Origin of the sequence: Corallococcus praedator (assembly GCF_003612125.1) — a bacterium.
Classification (GTDB): domain Bacteria; phylum Myxococcota; class Myxococcia; order Myxococcales; family Myxococcaceae; genus Corallococcus; species Corallococcus praedator.
In genome coordinates this window covers 1-12,352 of the sequence record NZ_RAWI01000282.1, presented here as the reverse complement: position 1 = coordinate 12,352, position 12,352 = coordinate 1, and the positions used below count along the sequence as shown (strand labels likewise).

The window sequence follows — 12,352 nt, the reverse complement described above, 5'->3', positions numbered from 1 at the left end:
GGGACTGGCGGGGCGCGTGGGATCCAGACCGGCTGTCGCAGGTGGTGCAGAACCTCATCACGAACGCGCTCAAGTACAGCCCGGAGGACACCGCGGTCCTGGTGGAGACGCGCGGGGAGGCCGACGCGGTGGTGCTGTCCGTGCACAACCAGGGCGCGCCCATTCCACCCGAGCGGCTCAAGGCCCTCTTCCAGCCGCTGCAGCGGGGCACGGAGGAGGTGGACACGGCGGGCCGCAGCGTGGGCCTGGGGCTCTACATCGTGCAGTCCATCGTGGATGCCCACGGGGGCCACATCGGGGTGCAGTCCACCGCCGAGGTGGGCACCACCTTCACGGTGCGCCTGTCGCGGGCCATTGAGTCCGTGGAGCCCCGGTAGCACGGCCTCCGGAGGTCGTGCGCAGGCAGGCTTCCGTGTCTGGGATTGCGGTCAGGGCTTCTCCGGCAGCGTCCAGTTCACCGAGAAGCGGTGTGAGCCATTGGCCGCGCTGTCCAGCCACCCCGTGATGCGCTCGCTCCTGGCGAGCAGCGGGCCCAGCTCCGTGCTCGCTCCGAAGAAGGCCGCCAGGGTCTCATCCCCCATGACGTCCATCAGCGACACCTGGGACAGGCCTCGCGCCAGCTTCTTCGGATCCAACGTGAAGTCCACCGCGCGGGTGAGCGGCGCGCCCTTCTCCGGCAGCGACGTCATCACCGTCTGCGTCACCGCGGAGTCGTTGCCGAACACCAGGTGCTTGCCCTTGAGCCGCAGGTAGAGGCTGCCGCCCTTCGCCTCCAGCGAGTAGCCGTCCGTCAGCGCCTTCGCTCCCGGGAACTGCCCCAGCGGGGCCAGCGCGGCCTTCACCGCCGCCGCGTCCACCACCTCCGCCGCCAGCGCCTGCTTCGCGGCGAAGAAGCGCACCTCCGGCTTGCGCAGCGAGCCCTTCACCTGCACCGAGTCCACCGCGAACAGCACGTGCCCGGTGAGCTGCTTCGCCAGCGCGTCCGTCATGCCCTGCACCTGCTCCGCCGGACACGTGGGACACACCATCCGCACCGCGTCCCGCACCGAGCCCGCCGCCTGCGCCACGCCCGTGGGCGCCACCTGCGCGCGGGAGAACAGCAGGCCCGCGGGCGCCATCGCGCCGTAGGGGCTCGTGCCCCCGGCCTGGAAGGGCGGCAGCGGCAGCTTCGTCGCCGTGCCCTCCACCTTCAGCCCGTTGGCCGTGCCGTCCAGGCCCACCACGCCCTGCTGTGTGGCCACGTACAGCACGCCGGGCACCGCGCCCATTCGCGCATCCGCGGCCGGCGCCTTCGTGACGAGCTTCGTGGCCTCCTTGCGCAGGGAGTCGTCCGTGTCCGTGCTCGCGAAGGCGCACGCCTCCTGGCCCTTGATGACGTAGCCCGCGAAGCCGCCCAGGCCCGTGGGCGCGCGCAGCGTCGTCACGCCCTTCACCGTGCCCGCCTTCACGTCGCCGTTGCGCGCGAGCACGTTCGCGGACGCCTCCTGGAACAGCTTCGCGTCCGCCACCCGCGTGCACGCCAGGCGGCCGTCCTGCCGGATGGACACGGACAGCGGCCCCGTCGCGTCGATGCCCAGCGCCGTCAACGACTCCGGCTGCGTCGGGTCCAACGGCAGGAACGGGTGCAGTTCCCCCCGCCACGACGCGGGGTTGAGCATCTGCGACGACGCCCCCGCTCGCATCATGAACGCGGTCAGACCCTGGAGCTGGTCGAAACGCGGAACGTGGAGGACCGTCACCGTGGAGGCGGCGACGCGGGGCGCGGGTGCGGCCGCCAGGGTGGCGGCAAGGGCGAGGGCGAGCATCCCCCCAAGTGAGAGCACCCCACCGCCCCTGTCAAGGCACTCCCGCCCCGGACGCCCACCACCAACGCCTGCCACCCGGCTCGGGAGACTAGAGGCGCCCCGCGTTGGCCCAGTCAATCATCCGCTCCACCAGCTCCTCCGCGTTGCGGCGCAGGTAGGCGAGCTGCAACACCTCATCGTCCGTGGTCGCCTGCGCCATCCGCACCCGCAGGCCGTCCGCGAAGCGCACCACCTGCCCGATGCTCAGCCCGCCCCGGTCCTCCCGCGTCCCCGCGAAGCGCGCCACGTCCGCCTCCACCGAGGCGCCCTCCGCCAGCAGCGCTTCCACCAGCGCGGAGCGCGCCACCCGGTACTCGTGGTGCCGCGGGTCCTGGAGCTGCCGCCGCCAGGGCTGCGCCTCCCACAGCACGCGTGCCGCGTCCGCTTCGGCCTGCCGCGCCCCCACGACCGGGGTCGACCGCGTGTCCCGCACCCGCTGCGACTCGATGGCTCGGATCATCATCAGTGCCCCTCTCCACCACGGGGTCTGTCCACAGGCATGACCGACAGCGCACCTCCGCTCCGCGAGCCGTCGTCGCGGGTCGGGGGCTTCAACAGGGAAAACGCTTGAGACTGGATTTCTTGACGAGCCTGGAGGGATGGGGAATGCGCCAGTCGTCGACACCCCATCGGATGGGAAAAACCCTCTCGGCGGCTTGGATTCCAAGCGGTTGGCTGGGGCCTGTCAGGTCGTTCCAGGGTCATCCCTTCATCTTGTCGGGACCGGCATTTCGTGGATCGCCGGGGCACACCGCCAGTGAGGACAGGCCGGATGTTCAAGTGGGGACAGAAAGTGGCCCTGGAGGCGGATGGGCCAGGTGGGGGATTTCCCGCATCTTGCGGAGTCCGGGTTTCGGGGGAGGGGCGTGTGGCCCACGCCTCTGGAACCTTCACAGGCCTTCCGGGGGGATTGCCATGCCGAACCTGCTCGACCTGCCTCGTCAGGCATTGATGGACCTGCGCTCGCGTATCAGCCACCTGCCGCTCATCTCCCAATTGAACCGCCGGCGCGCGCCGGACAGCCTCATGCTGTCGAGTCCTTCGCCGCAGGACTCGGTGCTGGCGGACACGCAGCGCGTGGAGACCTGGCGCCGCGCGGTGGAGCGCTACGTGCGCCCGAACCACGTGGTGGTGGACGTGAAGGCCGGCACGGGCCTGCGCACCTTCCTCGCCGCGCACCAGCATCCGCGCCGGCTGTACGCGGTGGATGACTCGCGCATGTTGGACACCGCGCAGTGGGTGGCCCGCCGCAACGGGCTGGAGCGCATCGACTTCGTGCGGGAGCCCACCGGGCACTTCCAGCCACCGGAGAAGGTGGACGTGCTGCTGCATGACCTGCTGGGCGACGCGCTGTTCGACGCGGGGTTGGTGCCCCGGATGTTGGATTTGCGCTCGCGCCTGCTCAAGCGCGGGGGCCGCATCCTCCCCAACCGCTTCGAGGTCTTCGTGGAGCCGGTGCAGCTTCGCGACGAGGCGTGCGTTCCCTTCATCTGGACCCAGCAGCTGCCCAACGTGGACTTCCGCTGCCTGCAGTCGCTGCGCGAGGCGATGAGCCCGTCGTACTTCACGCGGCTGGTGCGCTCGTATGAGGTGGACCACCTGCTGTGCGAACCGGAGGCCGCGTTCAGCTTCGACCTGGAGACGATGCGCGCGGACGGCCTGCCTTCGCGCGTGCACATCCGGCGGCCGGTGGAGGAGGACGGACGGGTGGATGGCTTCTGCCTGTTCTACAAGGTGGCCTTCGACTCCGAGCTGGACTTCACCGTGTCCCCGCTGCGCGAGCGCAACGCCACGGCGATGACGCTGCTGCGCGTGGAGCCGCGCGAGTTCAGCCGCTATGAGACGCTGGACTTCCAACTGCAGCTGCCGGACCCGGCGGATCCGCGCACCTGGCGGTGGCAGTTCAACTGACGGCAGTGCGGGGCGCTGGAGTGATGGCCGGTGGACAGGCGTCCTGCCTCCGGGTGTCACCGGAGGTGGGACTGCCTAGCTTGCTGTACGCATGCGAACGTCCCGCCTCCTCGTCCTGCTGCTCGTCTCCAGTGCCGCACTGCCCGCGGCGGCCCAGGCCCCGCGCACGGTGGCGGGGGTGTGTGGTCGCACCAACTGGGTCTGCGTGTCGGAGTGCATCGACGCGGAGTGCGTCGACAAGTGCATGCGGGAGGGGTGTGAGGCGTCGCTCAAGCGGCTCAAGGCCTGCACCAGCAAGGCGGCCTGCGCGCCGGACGACACGAAGTGCGCGGCCACGTCCTGCGGCCTGACGTGTGAGCGGGCCTTCGAGCCCGCGCCGAAGAGTCCCGAGAAGCCGGTGGAGGACCCGTGCGAGGGGCCGAAGGCGCTCCAGGGCGCGGCCGTCCCGGCGGAGCTGGTGGGCACGTGGGTGCTGTCCGCGGCGAGCCTTCCGGATGTCGAGCAGGGGACCGAGGACCGCATCGAGGTGCAGCCGCGTTCGGACTACGCGCGCTCGCTGCGGCTGACGCCGACGGGGTGCTTCGTGCTGCGCACCAAGCTGGACGACGCGACGCTCGGCCGGGGCAGCACGCTGGAGGTGCGTGCCTGGGGCAAGGTGGAGATGACGGGCAAGGACAAGCTCGCGCTGCGCACGCAGGACGGACAGGCGCTGGGCCCGGTGTGCGGCAAGGAGCGCGTGGTGCCGCTGTCCAAGGGGAAGTTCAAGGGAGGGGACTACACGTACGCCATCGAGGAGAAGGACTCGCTCATCCTGACGGTGCCGGGGGCCACGCGGCAGACCTTCCAGTTCGAGCGGGAGAAACCCCAGGCCCCGGAGCCGCCGCCGAAGCCGTAGGTCCGGGCCCTGGGCCTTGCTCCGACGGGGCGCGTGGGTGAGAAGGACGCCATGGCAGGTCGCGAGCGGATGGGGAGCATGGACGCGGCGTGGCTCCAGATGGAGGAGCCCGCGAACCTGATGATGATCACCGCGGTGCTGTGGTTCGACGGTCCCATGGACCGCGAGCGGCTGCGCACGGTGGTGCAGGAGCGGTTGGTGGAGCGCTACCCGCGCTTCCGTCAGCGCGTGGTGCCGGGAGCGCTGGGCGCGCCGCACTGGGAGGACGCGACGGACTTCGACCTGGATGCGCACCTGTCCACGTTGCGCGTGCCGGTGACAGGGGGGCGCGCGGCGCTGGAGGCGGTGGTCGGAGACTGGCTGGGCGTACCGCTGGAGCGCTCGCGACCGTTGTGGCACCTGCACCTGGTGAAGGGCGCGGCGCGCGGGGATGTGCTGCTGGCGCGGCTGCATCACTGCATGGCGGATGGCATCGCGCTCGCGCGGGTGCTGCTGTCCCTCACGGATCCGGTGCAGGCGGATGCGGGGCCGGTGGGCTCCGAGGACGCGAGGCGCGCGGAGGATGCTTCGGCCGTGGACGGGGGAGCGAGGCCGGTGGGCTCCGAAGATGCGAGGCGTGTGGAGGCGGCGCCGTCCGTGAATGCGCGGGCGGTGTCCTCTCGCTCTGGCGCGGAGCCGCTTACGACTCCGGGATGGATGCGATTGGCCCGGGGGGCGCGGGCCGCGTTCCGCAAGGGCGTGGAGCTGGTGCAGGAGCCCATCCTCGCGGGCGACCTCGTGCGCGAGGGCGCTCGGGGCGCGGCGGCGCTGGGGAAGCTGCTCGCGCTGCCTCCCGACCCGCGCTCTCCTCTTCGCGGACCACTGGGAATGCGGAAGGTCGCCGCGTGGTCGGAGCCGGTGTCCCTGGCGCGCGTGAAGGCCGTGGGCCAGACGCTCGGGGGCACCGTGAACGACGTGCTGCTCACGGCGGTGACGGGCGCGCTGCGGCGCTACCTGACGGCGCTGGACGCTCCGCTGGAGGACATGCACGCGCTGGTGCCGGTGAACCTGCGGCCCCTGGATGAACCCGTGCCCAGGGAGCTGGGCAATCGCTTCGGCGTCGTGTTCCTCCGGCTGCCCGTGCACCTGGATGAACCGCGCCGCCGGCTTCGTGAAGTGGCGAAGCGCATGGAGGCCCTCAAGCGCTCGCCCGAGGCCGTGGTGACGTCCGGCGTGCTGGAGCTGCTCGGGCACACGCCGGCCGCGCTGGAGCGCGTCGTCGTGGACGTGATGGGGACCAAGGCGTCACTCGTCGCCACCAACGTGCCCGGACCTCGCCAGCCGGTGTCCCTGGCGGGCGCGCGACTCGACGGGCTCACGTTCTGGGTACCCCAGGCCGGGCACGTGGGCCTGGGGGTGAGCCTTTTCAGCTACGCCGGACAGGTGACCCTGGGCGTGGCCTCGGATGCGTCGCGGGTGCCGGATCCGGGGGCCGTCGTCGCCGCGTTCCTGGAAGAAATGGAAGCGCTGGCGATGGTGGCTCCCTGAGCGCTACTTCGTGTGCGCGAAGAGTCCGTGCGGGTCGTACTTGCGACGGACCTCCGTGAGCTTCGCCCGCGTGTCCGCCGGCCAGGCGCTGTCGTAGTGCTCGGCCGACCGGGGCTTGCCCATGAAGTTGATGGTCATCTCGGGCGACAGCCAGGGCTTCAGGTCCGCGCGCATGCCCTCCTCGGCGGCGGGCATCACCGTCTGGAACAGCGGCGGAATCACCCCCACGAGGCCCACCACGAAGTTGGCGCCGCGACCACCGACGGCCGAGCCGCCCTCCACGTCGCGCGAGGCCGCCGCTCCCAGGTGACGCACCTCCACCATCAGGAACGGCGACTGCACGCCCGCACCCGCGTGGCGCAGCAGCGCGGACGCGAAGTCCTGATCCACGTGGGTCAGCATCATGCCGCTCGTCCACGTGGGCATGGGGTCGGACGGGTCGCTGTGGATGCGGGCAATCTGCGAGGCGGGCAGGTCGCCCAGCATGTCCATGTAGACGGGCGCCGCCGCGCGCAGGGGCGCCGCGAGCCGGGCACCTTCCTCGCTGCTGCCCGGGAACGCGAAGCGCACGGTGAGCAGCGTGCGGCCCCGGAGCGGGGGCGGGATGACGTCGAACGGCGGGAAGCGCATGACGGCGGCGCTCGTGGAGACCCGTTCGTCGGCTCCCTCCGTCCACTGGACCCAGGCACGCAGCGCCGCGTCGATGTGCTCCTCGGCGAAGAAGAGCGCTCCGCCATAGAGCATGGCCAGATCCACGAGGCGCAGCCGCACCTCGGTGACGATGCCCATGCCGCCCTTGCCACCGCGCAGCGCCCAGAACAGGTCGGGGTTCTTCTCCGCGCTCGCCTCCACGCGCTCCCCGTCACCCGTGACGAGCGTGAACCCGCTGACGTAGTCGGAGCTGATGCCGTGGCTGCGCACGAGCGGGCCCAGGCCGCCGCCCAGCACGTAGCCCACCACGCCGACGTTCGTCGACGAACCCGCGATGGGTGACAGCCCATGCTTCGCGGCCTCCTCGACGACGGCATCCCAGCACACGCCCGCGCCAAGGGTCGCCGTGCGCGACGCGACGTCGATGCTCACCTGGTTCATCCGCCGCGTGGAGATGAAGACTCCGGAGGTGACGGGCACATACGAGCCGTGACCCGCGCCCTGCACCGTGACGTGCAGCTTGTGCTCGTGGGCGAAGCGGACCGCCTCGGCGACGTCCGCGGCGGACTGCGCGGCGACCACGTACTCCGGCGTGTGCACGATGGTGACGTTGAAGCCGGCGACCTCCGGCGCGTAGCCGGCATCCTGCGAAGTGAAGACAGGGCAGCTCATACGGCTTGCGAGTGTCTGGGACATGGGACGTTGCTCCTTCGGTCGTCCAACCGGGATGCGGCTGGAGGGGGTTCGGGTCCGGTCGTGAAGAACCGCGCTGATGAATCAGAGCAGGCCGTGCTCTTCCAGCTTGTTGTAGAGCGTGCGCCGGCTGATGCCGAGCAGCCGTGCCGCCAGCGTGCGGTTGTCACCCGCGCGCTTCAGCGCATCCACGAGCGCGTCCTTCTCCACGTCCTTGCGCCGGGACTCCAGCGTGCCGGTGTCGGAGGTGGGGACGGGCGCGGCGACGGGCGGCGGCGCGAGGCCGGGCTGGCGGGACAGCTCGCGCGCGACGTCGGTCCCCGTGAGCAGCGGCCCGTCGGAGAGCACCACCAGCCGCTCCATGAAGTTCTGCAACTGGCGCACGTTGCCGGGCCACGGCTGGGATTGGAGCACCGCGAGTCCGTCCGCGCTCAACGTGAACGGCGGCCGGCCGTTCGCCTTCGCGTGCACGTCCAGGAAGTGGCGGGCGAGCGGTTCGATGTCCTCGGGGCGCTCGCGCAGGGACGGCAGCCACAGGGGCACCACGTTGAGGCGGTAGAAGAGGTCCTCGCGGAAGGTGCCCCGGCGCACCAGATCCTCCAGGGGCTGGTGCGTGGCCGCGACGAAGCGCACGTCTACCTTGACCGTCTGCGTGCCGCCCAGCCGTTCGAACTCGCGCTCCTGGATGACGCGCAGCAACTTCACCTGCACGGCCTGGGACACGTCGCCAATCTCATCGAGGAACAGCGTGCCGCCGTGCGCCAGCTCCACGCGGCCGGGCTTGCGCGTCGCCGCGCCGGTGAAGGCGCCCTTCTCGTAGCCGAACAGCTCGCTCTCCAGCAGCGTGTCCGGCAGCGCCGCGCAGTGCAGCTTCACGAAGGGGCCCGCGCGCCTTGGGCTGCCGTCGTGCACGGCTCGCGCGGCCAGCTCCTTGCCCGTGCCGGACTCGCCGCGCAGCAGCACCGTGGCCGTGCCCACCGCGGCCTTCGCCAGCAGGGACTTCACGTCCGCCATGGCGCGGCTCGAGCCCACGAAGAGCCCGTCCGGCAGTCCGTCCGGAGACTTGCCGGTGCCGCGCGTCGGCTCCGGTTCCTTCTGGGCCCGCAGCAGCGCCTTGTGCAGTGAGAAGAGGAGTTCCTCGCGGTCGAAGGGCTTGAGCACGAAATCCGCCGCGCCCGCCTTCATCGCCTCCACCGCCAGGGGCACCGTGCCGTGCGCGGTCATCAGGAGCACGGGCACGTCCGGCCAGCCGCGTCCCACCTCCGTGAGCAGCTCCAGGCCGCTCATGCCCGGCATGCGCACGTCGCTCAACACCACGTCGATGGGCCGGCGCGAAAGCAGCGCCAGGGCGTCGCGCGCGTTGGACGCGGGGTGCGGGGTGAGGCCCGCCTGGGTGAGCAGCGCGCCCAGCACCTTGAGCAGGGCCGGGTCGTCATCCACCAGCAACACATGGCCCTTCAGTGGATCGCTCACGCGGCTTCTTCCTCGGACGGGGGGGACGGCAGGGCAGGGGCCTTGGGCAGGCGCAGGCGCAGGATGGTGCCACGGCCCTCGCCGCTCGTCAGGGACGCGGTGCCACCGTGGGCTTCCGCCACGCGCCGCACGAAGGCCAGCCCCAGGCCGCTGCCCGTCGTCTTCGTGGTGAAGAAGTCGTCGAAGGCGCGCTCGCGCGTGCGGGCGTCCATGCCGCTGCCGGTGTCCTCCACGCTCACCACCACCGCGCTGGCGTCCTCGCCGGTGCGCACGGTGAGGGTGCCGCCCGTGGGCATCGCCTCGAAGGCGTTGCGCACCAGGTTCTCCAGCGCGTTGGCGAGCAGGTCCTCGTCGCCCTCGCAGGCGGGCAGGTCGGGCGCGAGCACCTTCGTCAGCACCACGTCGCCGGGGTTCGCGAAGGCCTGGAGCGACAGCACGCCCTCCACCAGCCGGTTCAGGTCCAGCGGCCGGCGCAGCGGCTCCACGCGCGCCAGGCGCTGGTAGGTGCCCGCCACCCGATCCAACCGCTCCACCTGTTCCAGGAGCAGGTCCAGGAACTCACCATGCGCTTCCCACGAGTGGCCGCGCGCGTGCTCTTCCTTGAGGTACTGCGCGGCGCCCTTGAGCGCGGCGATGGGGTTGCGCAGGTCGTGGGACATCTGCGCGGAGAAGCGCCCCAGGGTGGCCAGTTGTTCCATCCGTTCGCGCCGGGTGACGAAGCCGGTGACGACGCGTCGGGCCGCCGCCAGCAGCGAGAAGGTGATGGCGGTGGTGCCCACGACGAGCGCGCCGGACTCCGCGGCGAACACGCGGAAGAGCGCGAGGTACGCGAGGACGCCCACCAGCGCGAGGACGACGGCGTGCACCGCCGCGCTCGTGGCCCGAGCGTCCTGGCCGAAGAGCTGGAAGCGCAGCGACGCGGTGGCCATCACGGGCAGGCCCAGCAGGGTGCCCACGTTGCCCAGCTTCAGCACGGGCAGGCCCATGTCCGCCGCCAGGTCCGTGAGCAGCATCGCGACCAGCAGCGCCAGTCCCAGCAGCACCAGTCCCGCGCGGGCCCGCTCGTCCGGCAGCCCCGAACGGCGCAGGTGTCGCGCGAGGAGCACGAAGCTGGTGGTCAGGATGGGCAGCGCGAGCACGCTCACCGCGAGCCCGAAACCGACGGTGTTGATCCGCTGCGCCAGCGAGGGCACGCCGATGGCGACGAGCATGGTGAACGCGAGCGCGCTCATGACGGCGTAGGTGCCGTACATGGCCCAGGCGGAGCGGCGCCTGCGGCCCACGAAGGAGAGGATGAAGTGCACCGCGCACGGCAGGGTCATCAGCGCCGCGGCGAAGCCCACCAGCCGCCAGCCCGTGTCGCCGGAGCGCGCCAGCCCGAAGGCGGAGAAGTTCCAGGTGGACAGCGCGATGGACAGCAGCGACAGCGGCAGCGCGAGCGGGCTGCGGCCCACGCGGGCCAGCGCGATGCCGGCGAGGGCGAGCTGACCCGCGCACGCCAACAGGCTGACCCACATGGCGCCCGTCATCGTGTGCTCCCGGGCGGGAACCTCAGAGCATGCCCAGACGGCGGGCGTTGGCCGGATCCACCGCCGCGGCCTCCCAGCGTCGCACCGCGGCCTCGCGCTCCGCGTCGGGCGCGTCCGCGTAGAAGCCGAGCGTGTCGTGCAGGGCGCGGCTCAGCTCCTCGATGGAGGCCAGCCGCACGTCCAGCTCGCGGTGGCGCAGCGCGGCCACCAGCCAGTCCGCGCGGCGGCGGCTGCGGTTCTCCGCCCACCAGGACGTCCACTGGCGCGGTTGCAGACCCAGCGTGGCGCGGGTGACCTCGCGCAGCGCTTCGGCGGCGGCCTGCGCGCACATCGCGTCGTCGCTGCCGGTGAGGTTGATGAGGCCCTCGATGGCGTCGCGGTCGTGCAGCGTGCCCAGGGCCCGGGCCGCCAGCGAGCGGCGCAGCGCGTCCCGGCTGGTCAATTCCTGGCGCAGGTCGCGCAGGGACGCATCCAGGCGCGGCAGGTGCTTGAGCGCGGCGGCGGCCACGCGCGCGGCGCTGGAGATGTCCGGCTCCATGTCGAAGAGGCCGCGCAGCACCCCGTCCACCAGCTCCGCGTAGGGCAGGTTGCCCGCCGTGAGCAGCGCCAGGTAGCGCGCGTCCGCGTCGTTCGAGTCCAGCAGCGGCGCCAGCGCGACGGCCGCGGGACGGCCCAGGCGCGACAGGGCGGCGGGGATGGGGCCCAGCTCGTCCGCTTCCGGCAGCTCCACCACCGGCAGGCGGCTCCAGGCCGTGGGGCCCGGGAAGTGCTGCGCGAGCACGCGGGCGCTGGCCTCGGGCGAGCGCGCCAGCTCCGCCATCGCGCTGGAGCGCTGCGCGGCGTCCGGTCCGGTGAGCCGGCGCAGCAGGGGCGTGAAGTCCGGGGGCGGCCGCTCCTCGGGAGACAGCACGCGCGGCGGCATGGCGGCGGCGCGGCCCAGGTTGCCCACGCCTCCGCGACCGAAGAACGGGCTCCAGCCGAGGCCCGCGACCACCGCGGGCGCGGGGGCGGGCAGGGACGCGGCCGGGAAGCCGGGCACGTCCACGTCGATGGAGATGTCCTCCTCCGGCGCGCGCAGCTCGGACACGCGCTGCTTGCGGAAGAGGATGAGCTCCTGGAAGGCCGCCGGCAGGTCCTGGCAGAACAGGATGTAGTCGCTCAGCCGGCGCTGGCTCATCGGCTTCTGGCCGCAGTCCCCGTAGAGGATGGCCACCAGCCGGCCCTTCACCTCCACCGGGTACAGGAAGACGGTGCGCGGCGCCTGACGGCCGAACAGCTCCAGGTAGTGCCGCGTGAGCGCGTCTGGCGGCAGCGGACCCGCGTAGCTGCCCCGCGTGACAGCCACGGTGCGGAAGACGCTGCTCGCGTCCAGCGGGATGGACACCTGCGACAGGGCGCTCGCGTCCAGGCCCTCGCCTCGCGCGTCCCAACCACCGGCGGCGCCTCGCACGACAGCGAAGGCGGCCACGTAGTCGAACGTGCGGCGGCCGAACCTCAGCGCCACGTCCACCAAACGGTCCCGGTCCCGCGTCGCCTCGCGCAGCGCGGAGCGCGCCTGGGGCAGCGTCCAGTCCGGCACGGGCGCACCCGGTGCACTCGATGCGCCCGCCACCGGGGCCGGGCCCTCGGGCGTGGTGCGGGGACGGTTCGCGCCCGGGTTGGACGCCGGGTTGCTGAAGATGATGAACGACGGCTCACCCCGGGGCGGCGCCGGTGGAACGGGCGGCGGGGTCGGCGTCGCGGTCTTGGCGGCCTCGCGGGCCTGCTGCGCGGGCGAGGGGGGCCACACGGGGGGCGGCGTCGGAGCGCGGCTTCCCGGAGCCTGGGGA

9 protein-coding genes and 1 pseudogene are annotated in these 12,352 nt (G+C 72.2%); 4 read left to right on the top strand and 6 right to left on the bottom strand.

The window, feature by feature from the left end; translation table 11 throughout:
• Window positions 1–377 (top strand): sensor histidine kinase (locus D7Y13_RS28905; RefSeq protein ID WP_147452512.1); only part of this gene is annotated, 377 nt, incomplete at its 5' end.
• Between the two features lie 51 nt (window positions 378–428).
• Here the strand turns inward: D7Y13_RS28905 and D7Y13_RS28900 are convergent.
• Window positions 429–1,805 (bottom strand): hypothetical protein, encoded by a 1,377-nt coding sequence (locus D7Y13_RS28900; RefSeq protein WP_120586192.1) that lies wholly within the window; start codon window positions 1,803–1,805, stop codon window positions 429–431.
• Window positions 1,806–1,893: 88 nt separating this feature from the next.
• Window positions 1,894–2,307, bottom strand: coding sequence for a hypothetical protein (locus D7Y13_RS28895; RefSeq protein WP_233595934.1), 414 nt, complete (start codon window positions 2,305–2,307; stop codon window positions 1,894–1,896).
• A gap of 452 nt (window positions 2,308–2,759) precedes the next feature.
• Between D7Y13_RS28895 and D7Y13_RS28890 the strand changes: the two genes are divergently transcribed.
• From D7Y13_RS28890 to D7Y13_RS28880, 3 genes are all read left to right on the top strand, one after another.
• Entirely contained in the window at window positions 2,760–3,755 is a 996-nt protein-coding gene (locus D7Y13_RS28890) for a class I SAM-dependent methyltransferase (protein ID WP_120537201.1), read from the top strand.
• A 91-nt stretch (window positions 3,756–3,846) separates the two neighbouring features.
• Entirely contained in the window at window positions 3,847–4,650 is an 804-nt protein-coding gene (locus D7Y13_RS28885) for a hypothetical protein (RefSeq protein WP_120537202.1), read from the top strand.
• 51 nt (window positions 4,651–4,701) lie between these two features.
• Complete coding sequence (locus D7Y13_RS28880; RefSeq protein WP_120585647.1) at window positions 4,702–6,177, top strand: wax ester/triacylglycerol synthase family O-acyltransferase; 1,476 nt, start codon at window positions 4,702–4,704, stop codon at window positions 6,175–6,177.
• Between the two features lie 3 nt (window positions 6,178–6,180).
• Here D7Y13_RS28880 and D7Y13_RS28875 read toward each other — a convergent pair whose 3' ends face one another.
• The 4 genes and pseudogenes from D7Y13_RS28875 to D7Y13_RS28860 form a co-directional block, all read right to left on the bottom strand.
• Window positions 6,181–7,524: an FAD-binding oxidoreductase gene (locus tag D7Y13_RS28875; protein ID WP_120585648.1), complete on the bottom strand. Its 1,344-nt coding sequence runs from the start codon at window positions 7,522–7,524 to the stop codon at window positions 6,181–6,183.
• 81 nt (window positions 7,525–7,605) lie between these two features.
• Window positions 7,606–8,994: a sigma-54-dependent transcriptional regulator gene (locus D7Y13_RS28870; protein ID WP_199732950.1), complete on the bottom strand. Its 1,389-nt coding sequence runs from the start codon at window positions 8,992–8,994 to the stop codon at window positions 7,606–7,608.
• Window positions 8,991–10,523, bottom strand: a complete 1,533-nt coding sequence (locus D7Y13_RS28865; protein WP_120585649.1) for a sensor histidine kinase — start codon at window positions 10,521–10,523, stop codon at window positions 8,991–8,993. Before D7Y13_RS28865 ends, D7Y13_RS28870 begins: the two co-directional genes overlap by 4 nt.
• 22 nt (window positions 10,524–10,545) lie before the next feature.
• Window positions 10,546–12,352 (bottom strand): annotated as a pseudogene (locus D7Y13_RS28860) (GspE/PulE/PilB domain-containing protein); the annotation flags it as partial.